The organism is Lysinibacillus sp. GW823-FHT06C08 (assembly GCF_058795135.1).
On record NZ_JBXAHN010000001.1, the window covers coordinates 1,095,379 to 1,118,383 of the forward strand.

Below are 23,005 nucleotides of genomic sequence, written 5' to 3' on the forward strand. Positions count from 1 at the left end.
GTTTACCCCCTTAGAGATACGCTGAAAGAATCCATATACTAATGTAGACAACTGTAGCCACTAAGGCGATTAACGAGAAGACAAATTTTAAGCGAAATACGCTCATCAACATGATAGTATTTTTCAAGTCAATCATCGGTCCGAAAATAAGAAATGCAAGAATGGATGGTGTGGAGAAAACTGCGCTAAAGGATGCGCCAATAAAGGCATCGGCCTCCGAACAAAGGGATAAAATGAAGGCTAAACCCATCATGACCAAAATTGAGGAGGATACACCATCTCCAATTTCGACGAGTGCCTTGGTAGATACATAGGTTTGCACAAAGGCAGCTAAAAACGCCCCAATAATGAAGTATTTGCCCACATCAAAAAATTCATCAATGGCATGTTTAAACATATTCATTAGTTTTGTGACGAAGGATGTTTGTTGATTAGTAGTTGTCAATGAATAGGGCTGTAAGGAACGTTTAAATTGTGAGCCTTTAAAAAACAAGCTGATGAGTAATGCGACTACAATGGCAATGACAAAGCCAATTAGCATCCGAAGGCTAGCTATTCTTAAATCATTGCCAAATGCCATATAGGTAGAAAGAATAACGACTGGATTAATGAGCGGGCCAGTTAACATAAATCCCATAGCTGCATGTATAGGTACCCCTTTGGCAATCAATCTTTTAACAATCGGAACAATTCCACATTCACAGGCTGGAAATAAGGCTCCTATAAGACAGCTCATAACAACGGCCAACAGAGGGTTTCGAGGGATCCACCTTTGGATATGTTCCTCTGTAATAAAAATTTGAATAAAGCCAGCAATGAGTATCCCAATTAAGACAAATGGTAATGCCTCAATTAAAATACTTAAAAAAATGGTGTTCAAACTGAGTAAAGAGGAGCTTAGATTGTTCAGTGCAGAGATGTTGAACAAGATTAGCGATAGAATGCTAATAAATAGAATGAAGAGGAACCAAAAATTCAATCCATATTTAGAGTAAGCAAGATGTACCACAAATACCCCACCTTTAAAGTGTAATGATTACGTTTTAATACAAGGTATGTGATAAAAGTTTCTGTTAGTACTTTCAAAAAGAAAGAGAAAATAAAAGCTAGTTCCCACCAACTTATTATTTTCTCTCCTTTAATGATGATTATATTTAGTTCTATATTGCTTAGGGGTGATACCCGTAAATTTCTTGAAAACTTTAATAAAATAGCTTTGGTCAGTGAAATTAAGTAAAGAGCCGATATCTAAGATTGGATAGTTTGTAAATGTTAAGAGCTTCTTCGCCTCATCAATCCTTTGCTGCTGAATATATTCAGTAAAGGAAATCCCTACTTCCTTTTTAAATAGGGAGGAAAGATAATTAGGGCTTAAATGGCAAATAGCTGAAAGTTGATCGAGTGTTATATCTCCGTATAATTGATTTTCAATATAATGAATACAAGTAGTAATGGGAGCCGAATATTTCCTTGTTTTGGCTTGTGCTACACGACTTGTATAGTCGTAAATAGCTTCCTCCATTAACGAAAGAATGTCGATTATACTATTTTGATCCTCTAGTTTTTGAATGTAAAAATCACTTAGTGTAAAGGCTGTTTCTTCGTTTAACCCACCTTCAATTGCTGCACGACAAATTAGGGCAATCCCTGTAATCATCAAATATTGGACACTTTTTAAATTATTACGCTTTGAAAGTACGCCTAGTTCCGCTTGTTCAACAATGGAATAGTTCAAGACTTCTGTTAATTTCTCCATACGCCCATTTTTCACATTGTCTAATAATATTTTTTCATAGTAAAGATTTGTATGAACAATATCATTTCTTCTGGCATACGAAAGCTCAAGCGCTGTATGTCCCTCATGACGAATAAGAGGCTTTAGCTCTTGGTTGTAATGAATTACCGCTGTTTTATTTAATTTCCGCTGATAGATGGAATAATAAACAAATAAACTAATAGCTAAGCGCTGCTGATAATGAAGAGTAGGAATCGGCTCGTGCTCATGATAAGTGGCTTCCTCCAATTGTGGTGAAAGAGAGGGACCGACAATTATGGCTCCTAAATGCTGTTTGTTTATGATGAGGTTGATAAAGAAGAAATTAAAATTAGCGATTGTGAAAAAAATCGGATAGTCCGATGAAGACGTATGGTAAGGATATATTTTCAATTGTTCCTTTATAGAATGATAGGATGGATGATTGAGACATTCCGCTGATGCATATTCAAAAATTATTTCTCCCGATGCATGAATATAAGAGACAGGAAGATGATGTGTTTCATAAACGAGTTGACTTATGTATTGAAGGTCGATAGTGGATATTTTCACGTGTTACACACCTCAGTTCTTCATGGTGCTTTCAAAATGAAAGCAGTTACAATTTTTATGGACAGACAATGGGAAAGTACTATTTTGTGTAAAATAATACAATAAAAAAGGGGAAAGTAGCAATAAAATAGACCATGTATTCAACATACTAGGGAGGAATGGAAGATGGAACTTTTAAATAAAATTGCCGTAGTAACGGGTGCTGGAAGCGGTATTGGAAGAGCAAGCAGTTTAAAGCTTGCTAGCAACGGTGCAAAAGTCGTGATCGTTGATTTCAACAAGGAAACGGGAGAAGAAACATTAAAATTGGTGAAAGAACAAGGCGGAGAGGGAATCTTCGTTCAAGCTGATGTTTCGAAAAGTGAAGATGTAAAGAAATATGTGAATGCTGCCGTTGAAACATACGGTCGTATTGATGTGTTTTTCAATAATGCAGGAGTGATTCAAAAAATTTCCCCATTAACAGAGATTGCTGATAGTGAATATGATCGCATTATGTCAATCAACGTAAAAGGAGTTTTTCTTGGCTTAAAACATGTGATTAAAGTTATGGAAGGACAAGGTAGCGGCTCTATTATAAACACAGCTTCAACGGCTGGTGTTCGCAGCGAGCATAGTATGGCTGTTTATTCTGCAAGTAAGCATGCAGTTATTGGTTTAACAAAATCTGCTTCATTAGAGTATGTGAAAAAAGGTATTCGAATCAATGCGATTTGTCCTGGTGGAGTGGAAACAGCGCTAACAAACAGTGTAACTGCTATGTTTGAAACAGGGGGCTATATTCCAGAGGAAATTCCAAATATGAGAATGGGACGTTATGCTAAACCAGAAGAATTAGCAGAAATGGTTGTTTTCCTAGCATCAGACAAAGCAAGCTATATGACAGGCTCTATCGTAGTAGTTGATGGTGGCTTAACATTATAAAATGAAGAAATCCAGTGAACAACTAGTCACTGGATTTTTTTATGTTTATTTGACAAGCTATAATGTGAATTTTTTAAGCTCACTCATTAATGTATCCGTCATTTTTTGAAGATCGACGATTTTTGTATTTATTTTTTGGAAGGATACTAGTTGTTCCTGTGTTGAGGCTGAAATTTCCTCTGTACCTGCGGCTGTTTCTTCTGTAATCGCAGAAATATTTTCAATCGTACCATTCACTTGCTGGCTCATTTCATTTGTTTGCATCATTTCCTTAGTGAGATGCTGTAAATCATGATGGATATCAGTAATATGATTAGTAATGGCTGCAAATGAATGTTCCGTTTCTAGCATTGATTGTGCTTGCTCATTTGAAAGGTCATGCCCTCTTTCAGCCGTAGCTAGGATGTGATCTATACCACCTTGAATATGAGTAACCATTGAAGAAATTAAATTTGTCGCATGTTCCGTTTCAGAAGAAAGCTTTTTAACTTCATCGGCTACGACGGCAAATCCTTTTCCTGCTTCGCCAGCACGAGCTGCTTCAATAGCCGCATTTAAAGCTAGCAAATTTGTTTGACTGGCAATTGTATGAACAGCATTAGCGGCTCCTTCGATTTCTGTTGTAAATTGTGAAAATTGAGTAACAGCATTTTTAATTGCTAGTGAGGCACCTTGAATATCCTTCGCAATAGTAGATTGTTTTTCCAATGTATATTGCCCATTTTGAACGGCATCCAATGCCTGTTTACCATGTATAGCTGATTGCTCTGTTGTGTGAGCAACGGATTTAAATTGATCCGACATATTATTCATAAGAATCGCGACAGATTGAATATCTTCTGACATCGTGTAACTACCCTTTGCTAATTCGTCCGTAGATACTGCTACTTGATTGCTACCTTCGTTAATATTTTGCATATGGCTTGTTACATCCTGTGTAAATAAACTAACATCCTTGCCTATTTGATCGATGGACAACACGGTGCTCTTTAAATTCGTCATCATTTGTGAAAAACTTTCAGTCAATCGATCAATTTCATAACGGCTATTTGATTGATAGGAAAGGGTGGAGGTATCTATCGTGAGATCCCCAGTAGCCGCGCTCTGTGCACATTCTACAATTTGGTTGATAGGTTTCGTAATTCTTTTAGCAGCTACATAGGAATAAACAATTGTTGCTAAGATTAATAGGACACTACCTATGATAGCTGTTGTAATAATAAAACCGATTTTTTGCTTTGTTACTTGTATCATTTCTTGATACCATTCATTCGTTTCTTTTTTGAGCAAATACATATCATTTAAAATGCCTTTAATTCGAAGAGATTGCTTTTTAACTTCTGGACGATTGTCCTCTTGCAGGCCCGCTTTTGTAGCTTTTTCAAGAGCTGCAAATTTATCTGTAATTTTACTAATTAATTTCTGATGTTCAGGAATTTTCGATAGGGATGCTAATGCATCTAAATTGACTTTTGTTTCTTGTAAGATAGCAAGTGCTTCGTTTTTATTGGCCTCACTATCTAAATAGGTGTAGTTATTTAATGATTGGCTAGCAACTACGAAGCTTTGTTCAAGCTCTTTCACTGAGAGTAATAGTGCGGTATCATCTTGAGCCGTTGTTTGAATGGAAAATGTTTGAACAATAATAAAACCAATCATCCCCATTGCCAGCAAGATGGGGATCAATGTGTTCATAAATAATTTCTTTCGTAGTGTCACTGACTATCCCTCTTTTCTGCAGAAACTTTTATCGAGCCTGAAACAATTGCTTCACGGGCTTTTTCAATGGCGGCTTGTTGCTCAGACGTTAATGTAATCACACGGATATCAGCTAGTCCTACACCTTGCTCGGCTAGTCCTAGAGCCAAGGATTTTTCAGTTAATTTACCTTCGTCCACCAATGTTTTTGCGAGTTGAAAAACGGCATGGTCAACATTCTTTAACATAGAAGTGACGACTGTTTTTTCAGCAATATAAAATTGATCGATATCAACCCCAGCTGCATAAATTCCCATCTCTTCAGCTTTTTTAATCGCCCCAAAGCCTGTAAAACCAGCAGCGTGGTAAATAAAATCAACTTGATTTTGGATATATTTATCAGCGATTGCCGCACCAGCCTGTGTATCATCAAAGGTTCCTGCATAGTCACTCATAATTTCAATATTTGGGTTTACATAGCGAGCTCCTTCTATAAAACCATTTTCAAAGTGATGGATAACAGGAGCATCTGCCCCACCAATAAAGCCGATTTTTCCTGTTTTGCTTGTCATAGCAGCCACCATACCAACTAAGAAACTTCCTTCTTGCTCCTTAAAGGTAATAGAGATAATGTTGTTCACATCTGACTGTCCATCAATCAATACAAATTGTTGCTCAGGGAATTGCTTCGCAGTCTTTTCTAGTGCCTCTTGTACAGAAAAACCGAGACCAATGATAATATCATATTTTTCTTCTACAAGCTCCTGTAGCTTTTCCTCATAATTTCCATCTGGTGCCTCTTTATAATCAAATAAAATACCAAGTTCATCCCGCGCCTTTTCAAGTCCTTTAAAAGCAGAATCGTTGAATGATTCATCTCCAAGTCCAGCATCCGATAGTAAAACTCCTATCTTATAACCTTCCGTGGATGTTTCTGTCTGAGCCGATGAACAGCCTGCTATTAATAGAGCAATCAAAAGACAAGCCACCATTAATTTCTTCAAAATATGTACCTCCTGTTGTTTCTAGTTATAAAGTATATATCGGCAAAAATTTAATATTTTTAGTCGGATGTCAGACGTCGAATAAAATAAATTTCTGTACGATCTATAAGAATATATATCCAAATTTATATACATAATAAGTTAATAATATAAAGCTAGATGACTAATCAAGTAATATATTTATTAAAGTTTCCCACTTTTCCACGGATGTACAATAACAAAAAAGCCCAACGCAATTTGCGTAGGGCTTTTATCTAGATTTAAACAGCTCCAAATAATTTTAATAAATTAATAATAATAATGCCGATAACACCAAAGTCTGAATCACCAAAGGTCGTACCTTCATAACCGATATCTCCCATAAATATTAGAAGTATCGCGGGAATAAAGCTAATTAATAAACCGTTAGCAAAGGCACCTGACATAGCACCGATTCTGCCTCCTGTAGCATTGCCAAACACACCTGCTGCAGCACCAGTAAAGAAGTGGGGAACTAGCCCTGGAACAATTACTTTCAGTCCGATGAAAGGCAGTATAAACATTGAAACAAGTCCAGCTAAAAAGCTAAATAGGAAACCAATGATCACAGCATTCGGGGCAAATGGGAAAATAGTTGGGCAATCGAGTGCGGGCTTAGTATTGGGCACAAGTTTATCAGCAATGCCTTTAAAGGCTGGAACAATTTCAGCAATTAACATCCGTACACCAGCTAAAATGATATATACCCCAGCAGCAAATGTAATCGCTTGCATAATGGCGAAAATAATGAAGTTAGATCCACCAGATAGTTGAGCCTCTATATAGGAAGGTCCCGCAAATAGCGCTACAATGACAAAGAATACACTCATCGTTAAAGAGATAGCGACAGATGTATCACGTAAAAAGCCAAGGGACTTAGGTACCTGTATATCTTCTGTTGATTTTGCTTTATTACCAACGAGCTTTCCAATTTTAGCAGATACATAGTAACCAACACTACCAAAGTGACCGACAGCAAAATCATCACTGCCTGTTATTTGGCGGACAGTTGGTTGCAAAATAGCAGGGAACACTACCATACAAAGTCCGAGTATAATAGAACCGACAATGATAAGAGGTGTCCCACTCATTCCGCCAACAGATAAAGAGGCAGCGATTAAACAAGCCATGAATAATGTATGATGCCCAGTTAAAAAGATATATTTTAATGGCGTAAATCGCGCAAGTAATAAGTTCATAATCATCCCAAATACCATAATGAGTGCAGTGGCTGTTCCAAAATTAGTTTGAGCAGCTGCTACGATGGCCTCGTTGTTAGGAATAACTCCCTGTACGTGAAAAGCATGATCGAACATTTTACTAAAATGATCTAACGAGCCTATTAGGACAGTTGCTCCTGCCCCTAGGATCACAAAGCCCATAATCGTTTTTAAAGTACCAGAAAGAATAGTGGAGCTTGATTTCTTTTGAATGAATAAACCAATAAATGCGAATAGGCCGACTAATATAGCTGGTGTTCCTAAAATGTCATGCATGATAACATCTAACATACCAACACCTCATCCTATCCAAATTTTTTTTGCTTAAAGCCAAGGTTCCAGCTTTTCCTTAATTTCCGATATATTCATCATATTGACGATACTCACAATGATTGCGTTGTCTTTCGCTAATTCATTCACAATATCGGCCGCACCTAAATAAATATCAGCTTTCTCCGCCTTTGCGGATGCTAAATCCGTATGGGTCACCTCTGCCTCTTTGCCCATAGCCTCTAATGCCTTCTTTACATTTAATTCTAAAATAAAGCTACTTCCTAATCCGCTACCGCACACGACTAATATTTTCATCCTGCTGACTCCTTTGTCGTATATTGTTTGATCTTCTCTCGTATGTCTTCTTCATGCTGACAAGCAATAAGGCTATCAACCTGATCCGGATGTTGTAGCACTAAGGTTAGATCAGCCAATGCCTGTAGATGTGATGTATTGTCGATTGCAGCTAAAACAATAATTAAAAAGACAGGCTGATTAGGGCTGAAAAAAACAGGCTGCTGTAAACGTAGCAAACTTACTGCTAAGGCATGAACACCGTCTGTAGGCCGTGCATGTGGAATTGCAACTTTCGGCGTAATGACGACATAAGGACCATATTGCTCAATGGATTGAATCATTGCCACGATATAGCGTTGTTCAATTTTATTTTGACGTATTAATGGTTTGGCAGCTAAACGAATGGCTTCTTGCCAGGACTGAACAAAGTTTGCAACTTGGATACAATCCTTTGTCAGCAATTTGGTTAGCAAATACATTCCTCCTTTCTAATAAATATATCCCCATTGCATTTTATTACGGCGATCTGTGGAATTATGTCAGAACTGAAGACATTTTTAATCGCTGTGCTACTTCGTAAATCGACATTTTGACAAACTCATCAATGGCATTATCTAACCGCGTTTTAGGATATATAAATTGAATCTTTCTCCGAAGCGTCACATCTTGTAAATCCTTTTTCATTAGTAGACCCGATTTTAATTCTTCTTCGATTAAGGCAGCGGAAACGAAAGCCAAGTTCTTTCCGAAGGTCAGCATTTTTTTTATTGTACTTACCGAATCCAATTCGATGGTATAAGTAGAAGGCTGAAAGGGGTCCATCCACTTTTCGATGAAGTGATTCGTGGAGCTAGATGAAGTATGCAATAACAGTTTATTTTTAAGAACATCCTCTCTGGTGATGAACTTTTTAGATGCGAGTGCATGTGTTGGGCTTAATGCTAAAACAAGGGCATCTTCTCCGATTGTCTCGTAATGAAGGGCGGTATTTTCCTGTTTAGTCTCCATAATGAGCCCAAAATCTAATTCTTGAAGGGCTACTTTATTTTCAATTTCAGGAGCTGTTTTCACCTCTAACGAAATACGAATCTCTGGATAAGCCATTGAAACTTGATGGATTAAATCGGGCATGAAAATATGTGCGGGTAATCCACTTGCCCCAAGTCGGAGGGAGCCGATATGCCCAGCTAATAGGTTTTCAATATAGCGATTCATATCTTTTTGCAGCTGTACAATTTGACGAGCATAATGATAAACACCCTCGCCCGCTTCAGTTAAGCGGTACCCGCCTGCATTTGTGCGAAATAAACGAATACCATATTCCTCCTCAATTGAACGAATATGAAAGGACACAGTTGGGGCTGTAATGCCGAGTTCTTTGGCGACCGGAGCTAATTTTTTTAATTCAACGAGTAAGCAAAATGCCTGTAATTTTAAATTATTCATTTTATCCTCCTAAAGTAAATTAGAAAAAATCTTGCATTTACTTAAGTTTATTAGATTTTTTTTAACGAGTTATTAATAGTAGATTAATATTTTCTAAATATGTGGAATTTATAGTAGTTAGTAACGAGGAGGATACTTATGAAAATCTCATTAGCTAATATCGAGAAAAAATATGGGCAATCTCAAGCATTATGGCCTATTAATGTGGAGTTAGATCAGCAATTCATTACGATTCTCGGACAATCAGGCTGTGGTAAAACCACTTTATTAAAATTGTTGGCAGGTCTTGAACAGCCAACGAAAGGGGAAATTCGATTTGATGACACTGTCATTTATTCTTCGGAATCTCGTAAAAATGTCAAACCGAATAAACGCAATATCGCCATGGTTTTTCAAGATTTTGCCCTATGGCCCCATATGACCATCTTTCAAAATATCGCCTTTGGTTTAAAGGGGATTATTCCAAAGTCAGACATTCCAGCACGTGTAGAGCATGTGATGCAATTAGTAAAAATGCAAGGGTTTGAGAAACGGAAGCCAGGGGAGTTATCAGGGGGTCAGCAGCAACGAGTCGCACTGGCAAGGGCTTTAGCTACAAACCCACAATTAATTTTATTTGATGAGCCATTATCTGCCCTAGATGCAGTGCTTCGAGAGCAAATGCAGGATGAAATTATGCAACTTATCCATGAGCTTGATTGCCAAGCCATTTTTGTTACTCACGATCAAACAGAAGCGATGACCATGTCAGATCAAATTATCATTATGGAAGCGGGAAGCATTGCACAAATCGGCTCCCCTGAAGAAATTTATCGTGCGCCAGCAACACCTTATGTAGCCGATTTTATTGGAAAAGTAAATTGGTTACAAAATGGACAATCTATTGTGCGACCTGAAGGTGTTTCTAGAATACAACGTCCAGGCACGATTGCTAAGCAAGCGAAGATTGTGAAAAGTACGTTTGTTGGAGACCGTTACTTAGTACAGGCTCAAGTGGAAGGAAAAGCATGGAGCTTTTACGAGAATCAGCCACTAGAACATGGAAAACGATTACAAGTATTTATTGATGAAAATCAGATCTATCAAATGGAGGGTTTACATTGAAAAAGCGACGTTTTAAATTATGGGCAACTGCGGGAATTCTACTAACATTGGCATTAGCTGGCTGTGGGAACAAACAGGTGGAGGAGGAGCAACAGGCAAGTGCAAAGACACAAGAGGAGCAAGTATTAACAGTGTATTCTGCGGGCCCTGATGGCTTAGCCGCAAATATTCAGCAAGCTTTTGAAGAAAAAACAGGTATTAAGGTTGAGATGTTTCAAGGTACTACAGGCAAAATTCTTTCTCGTTTAGAAGCGGAAAAAAATAATCCTGTAGCCGATATTGTCGTACTAGCCTCTGTAGCTTCTATGGATGGTCTTAAGGCAACTGACCAGCTACAAAGTTATAAAGATGCCGAAAATAAAGAGAACATCAATCCTACTTGGTCAGACGGAGAAGGGTATTATTTCGGCTACAGTGCCTCGGCCTTAGGTATTGCCTATAATACGAAAAATACAAAGCAGGCACCGACAGATTGGGCAGATTTAGCAAAAGCTGAGTGGCAAAACAAAATTAATATACCGGATCCAAGTTTATCAGGTTCAGCTGTCGATTTCTTATTTGGCTATACGGAGGCAGAGAAAACGGCATGGGCAACAGTGGATACGTGGAAGAACAATGGATTACAAGTCAATGGCGCAAATAAGGAAGCGTTAGACGCAGTCATTACAGGTGAGAAAAATGCGACAATAGCAGGCGTTGATTATATGGCTTACAAAGCAAAAGCAGATGGAGAACCAGTGGAAATCGTCTATCCGAAAAGCGGCACGGTCGTTAGTCCTCGTGCTGTTGGTATTTTGAAGGATGCGAAACATGTTGAAGCTGCCAAGGCATATGTTGACTTTTTATTGTCAGATGAAGGACAAAAGCTTGTAGCAGATGCTTACTTATTACCAGGAAATAAGGAGATTGCGGTAAAAAATCGTGCGGCATTAGATGAAATTCCTCAACTACAAGTTGAGTGGGCAGGTGCTGAAGCCAAGCAACTTGACGTATTAACAAAGTTTATCGATTTATTTCGTTAAGCGATAGGGAGGTACATAGTTCTCTGTTGAGTTTTCAAATAGAAGGGTTGAAGTAGTCATGATCATGGAAGGAAGACGAACTTTTGGATTTTTAATGACAATTGTCGTCGTATTTGCTATCGCTCCTTTAATGGCGATTTTGTTCTATACGTTTACAAAAGATGGGCATTTTGATTTTTCACAGTTTAGCCGAATGTTTGCACATGAACGATTATGGCAGACACTTGGAAATTCAATAGGCTTAGGGATTTTCGTTATGTTAGGTACAACGTTAATTGCCTTTCCTATGGCATTTATACGAACGAAAACAAGCTTATATAAACATGAATGGCTTGATATTGTTTTGACCATTCCATTTATGACACCCCCTTATATTGGTTCTATGGGTTGGATATTGTTTATGCAGCATAATGGTTTTCTTCAACAATTAGTTCCGGGCGCTGCTTGGTTAACGGATTCATTCTTTTCCTTATTTGGAATGGTTATGATTATGAGCTTACACCTATTTCCGTTTTTATATTTAATGTTAAGAAATACATTACTACGAATGAATGGTTCCTTTTTAGATGCAGCATTGATTTTCGGACGGAATCCGTGGAGAAATTGGGTGAAAGTCGTTTTACCACTTATTCTATCAAGCTATGTTTTAGGCAGTTTACTGATTTTCATTAAAACGCTTGCGGAATTTGGAACACCAGCTACATTTGGTAGTCGTATTGGTTTTCAAGTATTTACAACAGAAATTCATTCATATTTATCCAGATGGCCGGTCGATATTAGGATGGCGACCTCTCTGTCTTTATTTTTACTTTCGGTTTGTTTAGTCATTTGGTATTTCCAAAATTTAATGGCACGCAAATATACTTATGGCGTGCTTTCAGGGAAAAGTCCTGGAAAACGTGAGGTCACAGATAAATGGTATATAAAAGTCATATCATGGACCTTTGTCGGGTTGATCCTTTTATTATCTATTGGCATCCCTTATTTTTCGATTATCGTCACCTCTTTGCAAAAGGTGAGAGGAGATGGTTTACAAGCAGGTAATTTTAGCTTTGCCTCCTATCAGGAGCTATTCACAGTTGGCAGTGCAGGATTAACAGCATTTTTAAATAGTATTGTTTTTTCCATCATGACGGCCGTGATCACAGCAATTATTGGCTTGCTTTTGGCACTCTATATAAAAAAAGGGGAAACAAAGAAACAGCAAGTATTAGACTTCCTTAGCTTAATGCCTAATATTATTCCAGGTATTGTCTTTGTCGTAGGATTGATTATGTTTTGGAATGCTCCATGGCTTCCCGCAACCATCTATAACACAAAAACCATGGTTGTGGTGACATACTGTGTTCTTTTCTTACCCTATTCTGTACAGTATATTAAATCTTCGTTTTCTCAGTTAGATGCTTCCATATTTCAATCGGCAGCAATTTTTAGTCGTAGTAACTGGGATATTTATCGCAGAATCATCCTTCCGTTATTAATGCAGGGCATACTTACGGGTATGATGATGACCTTTATTATTTCGATGCGAGAGTTAGTGGCCGGTCTCTTAATTTTGCCACCTTCTGTCGAGACAGGCGCAACGTTTATTTATAGTCAATTTGAGCAAGGGAATGTAGGTGTTGGGATGGCTGTTGCCGTCATCACCGTCTTCATCACGGTGATTTTTATGATTCTACTTGATTGGCTGCAAAAACGTGGAGGGCAAGCACATGTTTAAGATTGAAATTTTAGGCGGGGTGGGGGAGTATGGGCGCAATTGCTTTTATATCGAAAATCAAGGGAAGGCGATTTTACTGGATTGCGGGGTGATGAAAAATTCACAAAAAACCCCACCAGCTATAACACTTAATCATGTAGAAAAACTAAAGGCAGTTTTTATTTCTCATTCCCATATTGACCATGTGGGCGCACTACCGCTACTTGAAGAAATGGGCTACAAAGGGCCGGTTCTAATGAGTCATAAAACTTCTCAGCAGCTTCAACATCCTATTTCGCATATCCGCACTTTCCATCCAGATTCGAGAGGGACTTGGATAAAGGTGAATGATTATTTGGCCTTTCAATGGGGATATAGTGGCCATTTAATTGGAAGTGTATGGTATAAAATTCGCTTTTTTGAAAAGGTAATTTTTTTCTCAGGTGATTATGTTCGTGATTCCTATTTGCTCAAGGCTTCCTTACCAGTAGAAGATGGGACGATTTATGATGTAGCATTCATCGATAGTGGCCATATTGAAAAAAATATTGATAATCATGAGGTATTACGGAAACTTGAAAATTATGTAAATGAACATCCAAACAACGCTTTTATTTTTCCATCATCCTTTTCAGGAAAAACCGTCGATATTGTCACCTATCTTGCTCAGCGAACTTCGCGAGCCATTTGTATAGATACAAAATTACAGTCCCTGTTTAAACAGTATGAAGAAGAACCTGAAAATATTTGGCCGCACAGAATGACGTTACAAGTCGGTCACAAGCAATGCACTGGCGATGGTCATACACTCTATTTTGTTAGGGAACAGGATGAAGCTAGACTTGAAGAACTAGCAAAGGAGCATCCAACGGCCATATTCATTGAAACAGGGTATTCGCGTCCGTCATTCAATCAGCATGTTTCAATGCAACCTTCTCAGGAATTTTTCTATAAAACCCATCCCGACTATCAGGATACAATTTCGCTATCGCAAAGTATCCATGCACGACAAACTATTTATTTTCACAGTCCACATACACATTTAGAAACAACCATACAAAAGGAGGAAGTAAATAATGGCTAAATTGAAGAAATGGGCATTTTATATGTGCTTCATGGGTTTGACAATTATTAGTATGATGTATATCCATCCAACAGAGGCAAAAGCAGCAATAGAACCAGGGCATGAAATTAAATTTAATATCAAATCAGACATTTTAACAGAATCAAATATAGCAAATGTTTTTCAAGCAACAAAAAAAGACGATGTAAAAATTTATTTCTATGATACGTCTGATAAAATGTTTCTCCAAAGTGATTATATTCATCGCTTACGTGTATATAAAGGTAGCAATAAGATGGATATTACCTATAAAAAACGTTTTCTTCATACACCGTTGAACGAAGCGATTGCTGAGGCAACAGATCATGGCTTTACGGGGTCAGAATCTAATTATAAATTTGAATTAGATATAAAGGGCGACCAGCGTACATTTACGATTAGCCGTAAAGAATCCTTGAAAACGACTTCCAATGTTTCTTACGATTCTGTAGATACAAGTGCTGCTAAAAAACTCATCCTTGATCATTCGCCTAAGAAAATTTTAAATTGGGATGCTGAAGCCTGGTATAAAAATATATTATCTCAAGCTGTTGTCTACGGTCCTGCCAAAGCTACTACCTATAAAGGAAGCTTTTTAGGACATGATGCCGATATTGAGGTTTGGGAGTATAAAGGAGATATAATGGTCGAGCTTTCTACAAAAGTGGATGATAGCGCTCTAGCTGCTGTTATCGAACAGCAATGGTATGACCAACTATTATCCGCAGGCTATTTAAGTGCGGATCAACGTGGGAAAACAACATTTGTAATGGATAAATAACAAGCATTTTCATAAATTCGCGACATGTTGAAACAATGAGAAGGATATACTGTCCTCATTGTTAGAAATGGAGCGAATTTTTTCTTGTAAAAAACAGATGATAAAAAGTAGGTCCATATTTGTTCTAACTTTGATAATTTCGCTTACACTTACTATAGGACGAACTTTGGGTAATATGAGGGGGAATTGACATAGCTAAAAAAATGGGCATTGTTGCGCTATTACTTTTCGGTGTTTACGTGCTTTGTATGTACTGGTATATATTCCATAGCGGAGGAGGCAAAATACCAAGTACCTTACAGGGAACTGTTGCTGATCCAGTAATGTTTATGTCTGGTAAGGAACTTCTTTTAAGTGGTGAATATTCTAAAATACGGAACTTTTTATTCTTTGTAGCTACTCCTTTAGAATGGCTTGTTTACTTCATGATATTACTGCTAGGTGTCTCACGTTATTTAGAGAAAGTAAGCACATCTCAAACAAAGTGGAAGCTTTTGCAAAATGCAGGCTACTTATTTTTATTGTCATTATTAGTATATGTCGCATTATTCCCAATGGACTATTATCGTTATTATCTCAGTAAAAGCTATGGCATTAGCAACCAAGCATTTGGATCTTGGATGAAGGATGGTGTCATTGATTTTTGGGTGAACTTTGGAATGACCTTGATCATAGTGACAGTGCTCTATTGGCTCATTAAAAAGAGTGAGAAAAGATGGTGGCTTTATGCATGGCTATTAACCATCCCGTTCACAATGTTTGTGATGTTTATCCAGCCAGTTGTGATCGACCCTTTGTACAATGACTTTTATCCGTTAAAAAATAAAGAGCTGGAAACTAAAATATTATCACTTGCTACCGAGGCACATATCCCAGCAGAGCATGTTTACGAGGTGAATATGGCTGAGAAGACGAATGCCCTAAATGCTTACGTGACAGGGATAGGTAGCAATTCAAGAATTGTTCTTTGGGATACTACATTAAACAGACTAACAGATAATGAAATTTTGTTTATTATGGCGCATGAAATGGGACATTATGTTGAAAAGCATATTTATTTTGGCATTGCAGGCTATCTTTTACTCTCTTTAGCTGGTTTATGGCTAACAGCTAAAATTATGCGACGCTTCGTTACACGATATGGACAGGTATTCAAAATTAATAAAATTAGTAATATTAGCTCCTACCCATTATTTTTACTAATTACCTCCATATTATTATTTGCTTCCAATCCCGTTTCTAATTACGTATCCAGATACCAGGAATCAAGGGCAGATCAATATGCGATTGACTTGATGAATGATCGCAAGGCGGCTGTAACGGCATTTCAAAAGCTAACGATTTCGGGCTTAAGCGAGGTCAACCCACCGCTTTTGGTGAAATGGTTCCGTTATACGCATCCTCCAATGCTAGAGCGTATTAATAACGTTGCTGATAAGGGCGAGTACAAACAAGAGGGTCCTTTAAAGGAAGAACAGAAGAAAAATAAGTAAATATGTTTTCCCAGTAAGTAAGTTGGGTAGTCTATGGAAAAGATGTATCAAAATTTGGTCGTTTATAGGGGACATCAACATGCGTAATGTGATTATTATTACATTTTCTTCCATTTTAGTGGCCTTTGCTTATAATTTTTTGTTAATTCCTCATGAAATTTTAAGTGGGGGATTAAGCGGTATTGCCATTATGCTTGGGATTATTACTCCGCTGAATACCGGGGTGCTAAACCTACTACTGAACTTGCCCTTGCTTATTTTAGGTGTGATGAAGCTTGGGAAACGATTTATTAGCTATACGATTTTATCGGTGGCTGTTTTATCAGTGAGTTTATATATTATTCCGATTTACAAGGCGACACAAGAGCCCATTCTTGCTTCCTTATTTGGTGGAGTCATCGTAGGTGTTGCCATGGGATTGATTTTCCGAGCAGCAGGCTCCTCTGGGGGCTTCGATATTATTGCCATGCTTTTAAGCCGTAAACGTGATTTTCCGCTTGGTACTTTAATTGCTGCTATGAATGGTATCGTAGTGGCAGCTTCAGGCTTTGTCTTTAGTTGGGATGCAGCGCTATTAACGCTTGTTTCCATTTATGCAACCGGAAAAGTAGTGGACACGATTCATACAAGTCATATTAAATTAACCCTTATGATTATTACGAATAAAGGCGAAGAGGTTAAACAGCAATTATTAGAAAAACTTCATCGTGGGGTAACGATCATCGATGCTAAAGGAGCCTATTCTGGCGAAGGCCGTCAAGTATTAATTACGGTTATTACACGCTATCAACTGGCTGATGTGAAAAGTACGATTAAAGAAACCGATCCTAAGTCGTTTGTGAATATTTTGCAAACAACCGAGGTGATGGGGATGTTTGATCGTGGTACAAGTAAATAACGCTATCCTCAACACATGTTTTCGATTATACTTACTATAATCGAACGTGTGTTTTTGTTTTAGGGGTAACTAGTTAATGTTGAAAGGGGAATGGAAATGGAAAAGGAAACGATTCATGCAAATTGTCTTCAGCTGCAAGGAACAACGTATGACTATAAGGAAGAATGGCAAGCAGATCGCTATCTTATAGGTGGGAAGATGTATGCCATGATTGGAGGAAATGCCACAGGTCGGCCAGTGCTAACGTTAAAATGTGAACCTGCGCGAGCAGAGGAATTACGAGAAGCCTATACCAGCATTATACCTGGCTACTATATGAATAAAACGCATTGGAACTCCATTTATATGGATGCTGAAGATGTTCCGATGGATTTGGTAGAGAAACTTATTAAGCATTCGTATGAACTTGTTTTCAGTAAATTAACGAAAAAAGCACAGCAGGAAATTTGCCTATTGGAAGCAAAACAATAACAAGACTTATATGAGTAAGGGATAGCGCATCTACCTTTATTATTGGTAAATGCGCTCATCTTTGATCAATTATAACCGCGCTCACCATAAGGATTTAGCGTATCGAGCCATTTTTGCTCTAGCTTTTCAAGCTCTTTTTTGGCATCGAAATAACCCTCTTCCTTCTTCTTTAAATACTCAACGATTTTCACCTCGAAAGCTTCTTGACCAAATGAATTATAGTCCGCTTGAAGCTCCTTGTTCGTATGTGTATTCGTTTTGAGCATAAACTGAAAACCATTTAAACGCTTCAAATTATTAAAGCTACCGACAAATACTTTATCTGTTTGTGTATTCGTCATAGTAAAAACGCCCGCTTCAATTTTCATGTCCTTATACATTTCTTTTAGTTCTTTTTTATGATCCATTTTAATGACCTGCCTTCTTATTTTTTAACCCAGTAAGCACTGCCGTCAGATTGGCGGTCCAGAAAACCGTATTCAATTAAGTAGCGGCGTATATGAACATAGTCTTCATACATGGGCTTGATGATTTCATTCAATTCTTTTTCTGTATATTGTTTTTCTTTGTCAAAAAGCATTGTGATGGCACGAAGTACTATAATTTTTTGTTTTTCACGCTTAGGAAAACGAACTAGCTCCTTACCAACACCGTGTGGGAATAATTTCGCCAATACTTGTTGTTCTTCTGAGAGAGTGACGTTATAGCGATCGTCAACCATTGTAGCTGTTTTATGAATAGACACAAACGTATCCTCCTTTCGATCTTGTTCCTTCAGTAATTCCATCATTACTAACAACGTCTTGGCTTGACGTTCTTTTTCCTTTAAAGCAAAGCGGTGATGACGAATAGTCGTGGCACTGCCAATTTCTAATTCCTTTTTTATTTCCTGATCTGATTTACCTTCATAAAATAAGCCTAAAATATGACTTTGATGCTCAGTTAAGCCGGTCATTTTTTTATTGAGACCATTTAAGTAATGAAAAACAGACTGGTGTGTAATCGTAATATGATGCTGCATCATTTTTTCGGCTTCATACAGTAAGCCGTCGTAAGGGTAAATAATTCCTTTTTCTATTTCTTCTCCACATAGTAGACAAGTGAAATGTGTCTCATCGTCGATATAACCCTTTTTTAGATTATCGATAGGCGCTTGCCAAAATAGTTCATTTACATCCATTAGGAATCCTCCGATAAAAACAAACGATTTTTATTTTTGTTTGCTTATTTATTATTAAAATAACAAATTGTTTATGATAAAGCAATAAAAAACACATCGTTTTCTAAACGATGTGTAAAAACGTTGGCAACTATTTATTTATATTTTCTTTTAAACAAAAGGAAGGAGGCGATCGCTAGGACGAGGATTGTACCAATGATAATGATGATGCTCGTTGAGGCACTAAGGGTATTACCATGAAGCTCGTAGACAATACCATAATTAATTTTGTAGTCATTCACATAGGAGACCGGTGTACCCTCAAAGACATTGGCAATGGAGCTTTCCATAAATGTGTTTCGTAAGAGTAATGTAGTATGACTAACTGGGAAATACATAATTAAATTTTGTGCAAAGCTTGGTAGAGCACCGAGTGGGACATAAACACCGCATAAAAATCCGAGTAGTGTACCGACAATAGTTCCTAATGTTGAGAAGGCATTTTGTGTCGACACAAACAAGGAAAGAAATAGATTCAAGACACTTGCGAGTAAGACAGATAATAAGATAATGCCAAGTACTTGAACAAAATGTGCAAGGCTTAAAAGCTTACCGCCTGTTGCTACGATAAAAATTTCACAGCCAATTAATGCGATAAAGGAAAAAATACAGCCAATTATTAATGCATTGAGTACATAGCTCATTTGTATTGTGGCGCGGGAAAGAGGGGCGGTTAAAAAATCGGCCATTGCCTTTGATTCCTGATCCTTTATGGCGATACCGTATGCACTAAGTGTTGACGAAACGGCAATCATCGATAGTAACCCTGCTACAACCCATTCGTTCACCATGGTAATCACTTCAGGTGTGGCTTCCGTGATTCGTTCAATTGCATCTACCTGCATTTTTTGGAGGAATAAGGCGTAAAGCACGATGACTATAATCACCGATAGTAGAGAGAAGAACACTTGTGTTTTATCTCGTCTAAATACTTTATTATTTCGTTGTACTAAGCTCATTAAGGCTTCCATTATGCAACATCCTCCTCTGCCATAATATGAAGAAAGACATCATCCATCGTTCCTTTAATCACTTCAAAGGAGGCGATGAGTGGCTCCGCTTTCTTTAAAAGGGAGAGAGCTTGTAGAGTGGACTCTAAACGGATTGTATAGATCTCCTGTTTCTCGGTATAGGTAATGGCGTGTTCTTCCAGCCATTTAACACCGTCTAGTGGATTATTGAAAACAACGGCCATAGAGTCATAGGCATACTTTGTTTTCAACGCATCAGGCGTACCTTGTGCGACAATTTTTCCTTCCTTTAAAACAAGGACCTGATGGGCGACTGCCGCTTCCTCCATATAATGGGTCGTTAAAAACACAGTCATATTCGTTTCGAGTTGAAGCTGCTTGATGGCCTGCCAAACTAATTGTCGAGTTTGTGGATCTAAGCCGGTTGTAGGTTCATCTAGAAATAATATAGTTGGACGATGAATAAGTGCACGTGCAATGTCTGCTCGTCTTTTTTGACCGCCTGATAAGGTTCCATATTTTTGCTTTTCAATATCCTCTAAATGCAAATAGGAGGAAACAAATTGATAGTTTTCAGCAAGTTGTGTTTTTGATAATCCATATGTTCTGCCTCGGTGTAGAATGTTTTCCTGCACAGTTAAACGATCATCTAATAAGCTTTGCTGAAACACAACACCAATGGATTTACGGATATCTGCGTTATGATTGCTGACATCTAGTTTAAAGTTATTGATAGTGACATTGCCGCTGGATTTTTTTAATAAAGTACAAAGGATTTCAATTGTTGTCGATTTGCCAGCACCGTTTGCTCCTAAAAAAGCAAAGAGGGTACCTCGTTCAACCGCAAATGAAATATCATTAACCGCATGATGATCACCATATTGTTTACATAAATTCTCTACTTTTATTGCGAAGGTCATCCAGATTATTCCTTTCTTTTTCGGATTTCTCGATTTATTTTTTCAATATCATTTAATTGAAGGATATAAAGAATACACCAAACGATGATGTAAATAACGGCTTCAGAAAGCAGCACATATTTCACACCAGAATGCATAAACCAACCACCAAAATAGCCAGCAATTAAAACACAGATTGTCACAGCGATTAAATGCAAGAGTAGCTGCACCATAAAAGGGATCGATTCAATCTCAAAAATACCAGATATAAGTCCGATGGCAATGCCAAGTATGGCTGCAATAACAATTTGCTCTAGTAATTCTGTGCCTGACACCATCGCATTATTTGATAGGACGCTAAATGTCACTAAGACATATGAAGAGCTAAGGGATATGAGTAGTCCGATAATCATCATGCTTACATATTTCATGCTATAGATCCCTCCCAATACCTAAGTGTCGCTTCAATTCTTTTATATATTTACGACTAACATGAATGGTTACATCATTTTCAAGCAGTAATTGTGTTGTACCGATTTTGCCCATTTGAATAGAGGAGATTTTATGGATATTGACAAGTGTAGATTTACTTACTCGTACAAAGTCCTTTGAAAGCTGTGCCTCTAGTTCATATAATTTTCGTTTAGACTCAAACTCTTGCTCATTCGTTTGTAAAAATACTTTGGCATCCTCTGCATAGATGGAATAAATATCAGAAATTTTTAGTAGATGAATTTCTTGTTGAAAGTACCCATCTAGCATAGTCGTTTGGGACGCTTGTAATTGCTGCATGAGTCTTTCAATTTGTTCGTTGTATTCTTTCGCATGTATATGAACCTCTGTTTCTTCAAGTTCATGGTGAATAGTCAAATGAATTTTCATAGGAGGCCTCCTTTATTTTCCCCTCAAAGGGAAAACGCTGAATCAGGTAATAATAATGTAGCATAGATAATTTTAGCAAAGGTAAATTATTGGATAAGAGGTTCAATTTTATCGATAACAGGTTATTTTTTAACGATAGCAAACCATATAAAAGTCGCTTCAATAGAAAAAAAGGTTAAGAAACGTCATAATATAGTTATCTAGTGTTGTAAGGGGTTGCTAGTATGTTTGTTTTTGGTAGGCATATGTTGATTACATTATGCATTGGCCTCATAGGTGCTGTCGTTTTTCAACTACTTCATATACCAATGCCTTGGTTGCTAGGCGCTATTACAGCTGTACTTATCGTGCAATTGTCGACCAATGTACAATTGAGATGGCACTCTTCCTTCCGTAATTTTGGCTTAATCGTAGCAGGGTATTCTATCGGCTTTGCCTTTACTCCAGAAGCGGTGCAGGATATTAAGCTTTTTTTAGGGAGTATTGTCGTTATAAATGTGATTTTTATATTATTATTTTTTGGTGTCAGTTATTTAGTAGCCAAACGTACAGATTTGGATTTTGCAACGGCATTGACATGCTGTGTACCTGGTGGCATGGCACAGGTTGTGGCTTTTGCTGAGGAGCAAGGCGATATGGATATGGTGGTCATTACATTCTTTCAAATCCTCCGTGTTCTTTTAATCGTCGGCTTTGTCCCGCTAATGTTGACAGATGTTGGTGGAAACAGCACTATGAACAACGGAATGTATACATGGGGCCTTATCGGTATACTAATTGTTTGTGGCTTAGCAGGATGGATTGCTCAAAAGCTTAAAATTCCAACAGGTTATATGCTCGGCCCAGTATTTTTATTGATGGGTATTAATATGGTGGGGATAGAAGTGCCTAGAATACCCATATCTCTTCTACATATTGCTCAATTGATGGTTGGAATCCATATCGGGTTATTGTTGAAAAAAGAAGATTTACATTTATCAAAGAGGCATATTTTTTATGCATTTGTATCAGCTGGCATTTATATAGGAGCAGCGTATGGCTTAACATTTTTAATGAAAAGTTTATACAGTCTCGACTTTAAGACAGGCTTTTTAAGTATTGTGCCTGGGGGACTTGATCAAATGGGGATTATTGCGGCTTCTGTACATGCCAATGTGACAATCGTCACAGCTTTTCAACTCTTCCGAATCCTAGTGATTTCAATTTTCCTTGTGCCTGTGGTCAAAATGTTTGTAAAAAAAGTGAAAACATGAGGGAT

At 37.6% G+C, this 23,005-nt stretch carries 24 protein-coding genes; 10 read left to right on the plus strand and 14 right to left on the minus strand.

Going from position 1 to position 23,005, the window contains the following annotated elements:
* Nucleotides 1-10: 10 nt before the first annotated feature.
* The gene (locus tag AC1Q6O_RS05110) at nt 11-958 is read right to left on the minus strand and encodes a permease (protein WP_420866468.1); all 948 of its coding nucleotides are present in this window, start codon (nt 956-958) and stop codon (nt 11-13) included.
* Between the two features lie 180 nt (nt 959-1,138).
* On the minus strand, nt 1,139-2,326 hold the full coding sequence (locus AC1Q6O_RS05115) for an AraC family transcriptional regulator (RefSeq protein ID WP_239354340.1): 1,188 nt from the start codon (nt 2,324-2,326) through the stop codon (nt 1,139-1,141).
* Nucleotides 2,327-2,491: 165 nt separating this feature from the next.
* Between AC1Q6O_RS05115 and AC1Q6O_RS05120 the strand changes: the two genes are divergently transcribed.
* Nucleotides 2,492-3,250 carry an SDR family NAD(P)-dependent oxidoreductase gene (locus AC1Q6O_RS05120; RefSeq protein ID WP_089985507.1) on the plus strand — a complete coding sequence of 253 codons (759 nt, stop codon included), beginning with the start codon at nt 2,492-2,494 and terminating at the stop codon, nt 3,248-3,250.
* Between the two features lie 57 nt (nt 3,251-3,307).
* Here AC1Q6O_RS05120 and AC1Q6O_RS05125 read toward each other — a convergent pair whose 3' ends face one another.
* The 6 genes from AC1Q6O_RS05125 to AC1Q6O_RS05150 form a co-directional block, all read right to left on the minus strand.
* Nucleotides 3,308-4,969 (minus strand): methyl-accepting chemotaxis protein, encoded by a 1,662-nt coding sequence (locus AC1Q6O_RS05125; protein WP_043989746.1) that lies wholly within the window; start codon nt 4,967-4,969, stop codon nt 3,308-3,310.
* Nucleotides 4,966-5,952 carry a BMP family lipoprotein gene (locus AC1Q6O_RS05130; protein WP_043989745.1) on the minus strand — a complete coding sequence of 329 codons (987 nt, stop codon included), beginning with the start codon at nt 5,950-5,952 and terminating at the stop codon, nt 4,966-4,968. Before AC1Q6O_RS05130 ends, AC1Q6O_RS05125 begins: the two co-directional genes overlap by 4 nt.
* A 260-nt stretch (nt 5,953-6,212) precedes the next feature.
* A complete protein-coding gene (gene ulaA / locus AC1Q6O_RS05135; RefSeq protein ID WP_107921761.1) occupies nt 6,213-7,481 on the minus strand; it encodes a PTS ascorbate transporter subunit IIC in 1,269 nt (422 codons plus the stop codon).
* Between the two features lie 33 nt (nt 7,482-7,514).
* Nucleotides 7,515-7,778 (minus strand): PTS sugar transporter subunit IIB, encoded by a 264-nt coding sequence (locus tag AC1Q6O_RS05140; protein ID WP_008174366.1) that lies wholly within the window; start codon nt 7,776-7,778, stop codon nt 7,515-7,517.
* Complete coding sequence (locus AC1Q6O_RS05145) at nt 7,775-8,239, minus strand: PTS sugar transporter subunit IIA (protein ID WP_008174362.1); 465 nt, start codon at nt 8,237-8,239, stop codon at nt 7,775-7,777. Before AC1Q6O_RS05145 ends, AC1Q6O_RS05140 begins: the two co-directional genes overlap by 4 nt.
* A 55-nt stretch (nt 8,240-8,294) precedes the next feature.
* Nucleotides 8,295-9,206 carry a LysR family transcriptional regulator gene (locus tag AC1Q6O_RS05150; protein WP_008174360.1) on the minus strand — a complete coding sequence of 304 codons (912 nt, stop codon included), beginning with the start codon at nt 9,204-9,206 and terminating at the stop codon, nt 8,295-8,297.
* 138 nt (nt 9,207-9,344) lie between these two features.
* On the opposite strand from AC1Q6O_RS05150, the gene AC1Q6O_RS05155 reads away from it, so the two are divergent.
* The 8 genes from AC1Q6O_RS05155 (at nt 9,345) to AC1Q6O_RS05190 (ending at nt 17,776) form a co-directional block, all read left to right on the plus strand.
* Nucleotides 9,345-10,310 carry an ABC transporter ATP-binding protein gene (locus AC1Q6O_RS05155; protein WP_089985515.1) on the plus strand — a complete coding sequence of 322 codons (966 nt, stop codon included), beginning with the start codon at nt 9,345-9,347 and terminating at the stop codon, nt 10,308-10,310.
* On the plus strand, nt 10,307-11,332 hold the full coding sequence (locus AC1Q6O_RS05160) for an ABC transporter substrate-binding protein (protein WP_008174357.1): 1,026 nt from the start codon (nt 10,307-10,309) through the stop codon (nt 11,330-11,332). The genes AC1Q6O_RS05155 and AC1Q6O_RS05160 overlap by 4 nt, the downstream gene beginning before the upstream one ends.
* Before the next feature lie 58 nt (nt 11,333-11,390).
* Entirely contained in the window at nt 11,391-13,052 is a 1,662-nt protein-coding gene (locus tag AC1Q6O_RS05165) for an ABC transporter permease (RefSeq protein WP_107921762.1), read from the plus strand.
* Complete coding sequence (locus tag AC1Q6O_RS05170; protein ID WP_492400976.1) at nt 13,045-14,115, plus strand: MBL fold metallo-hydrolase; 1,071 nt, start codon at nt 13,045-13,047, stop codon at nt 14,113-14,115. The genes AC1Q6O_RS05165 and AC1Q6O_RS05170 overlap by 8 nt, the downstream gene beginning before the upstream one ends.
* A complete protein-coding gene (locus AC1Q6O_RS05175; protein WP_008174350.1) occupies nt 14,108-14,914 on the plus strand; it encodes a hypothetical protein in 807 nt (268 codons plus the stop codon). Before AC1Q6O_RS05170 ends, AC1Q6O_RS05175 begins: the two co-directional genes overlap by 8 nt.
* A gap of 191 nt (nt 14,915-15,105) precedes the next feature.
* On the plus strand, nt 15,106-16,407 hold the full coding sequence (locus AC1Q6O_RS05180) for a M48 family metallopeptidase (protein ID WP_043989743.1): 1,302 nt from the start codon (nt 15,106-15,108) through the stop codon (nt 16,405-16,407).
* Between the two features lie 79 nt (nt 16,408-16,486).
* On the plus strand, nt 16,487-17,305 hold the full coding sequence (locus AC1Q6O_RS05185; protein WP_107921764.1) for a YitT family protein: 819 nt from the start codon (nt 16,487-16,489) through the stop codon (nt 17,303-17,305).
* A gap of 96 nt (nt 17,306-17,401) precedes the next feature.
* Nucleotides 17,402-17,776 (plus strand): MmcQ/YjbR family DNA-binding protein, encoded by a 375-nt coding sequence (locus AC1Q6O_RS05190; RefSeq protein ID WP_089985524.1) that lies wholly within the window; start codon nt 17,402-17,404, stop codon nt 17,774-17,776.
* 65 nt (nt 17,777-17,841) lie between these two features.
* Here the strand turns inward: AC1Q6O_RS05190 and AC1Q6O_RS05195 are convergent, their stop codons facing one another.
* From AC1Q6O_RS05195 to AC1Q6O_RS05220, 6 genes are all read right to left on the minus strand, one after another.
* Entirely contained in the window at nt 17,842-18,183 is a 342-nt protein-coding gene (locus AC1Q6O_RS05195; protein ID WP_008174341.1) for a GIY-YIG nuclease family protein, read from the minus strand.
* A 17-nt stretch (nt 18,184-18,200) separates the two neighbouring features.
* Entirely contained in the window at nt 18,201-18,956 is a 756-nt protein-coding gene (locus tag AC1Q6O_RS05200) for a DUF2087 domain-containing protein (protein WP_008174339.1), read from the minus strand.
* A gap of 134 nt (nt 18,957-19,090) precedes the next feature.
* Nucleotides 19,091-19,966, minus strand: coding sequence for an ABC transporter permease (locus AC1Q6O_RS05205; RefSeq protein ID WP_239354349.1), 876 nt, complete (start codon nt 19,964-19,966; stop codon nt 19,091-19,093).
* Nucleotides 19,966-20,886, minus strand: coding sequence for an ABC transporter ATP-binding protein (locus AC1Q6O_RS05210; RefSeq protein WP_107921765.1), 921 nt, complete (start codon nt 20,884-20,886; stop codon nt 19,966-19,968). Before AC1Q6O_RS05210 ends, AC1Q6O_RS05205 begins: the two co-directional genes overlap by 1 nt.
* Nucleotides 20,887-20,891: 5 nt before the next feature.
* The gene (locus AC1Q6O_RS05215; protein ID WP_008174333.1) at nt 20,892-21,296 is read right to left on the minus strand and encodes a DUF3021 domain-containing protein; all 405 of its coding nucleotides are present in this window, start codon (nt 21,294-21,296) and stop codon (nt 20,892-20,894) included.
* 1 nt (nt 21,297) lies between these two features.
* Nucleotides 21,298-21,747 carry a LytTR family DNA-binding domain-containing protein gene (locus AC1Q6O_RS05220; RefSeq protein WP_089985532.1) on the minus strand — a complete coding sequence of 150 codons (450 nt, stop codon included), beginning with the start codon at nt 21,745-21,747 and terminating at the stop codon, nt 21,298-21,300.
* A gap of 224 nt (nt 21,748-21,971) precedes the next feature.
* On the opposite strand from AC1Q6O_RS05220, the gene AC1Q6O_RS05225 reads away from it, so the two are divergent.
* Nucleotides 21,972-23,000: an AbrB family transcriptional regulator gene (locus AC1Q6O_RS05225; protein ID WP_089985534.1), complete on the plus strand. Its 1,029-nt coding sequence runs from the start codon at nt 21,972-21,974 to the stop codon at nt 22,998-23,000.
* Nucleotides 23,001-23,005: the final 5 nt, after the last annotated feature.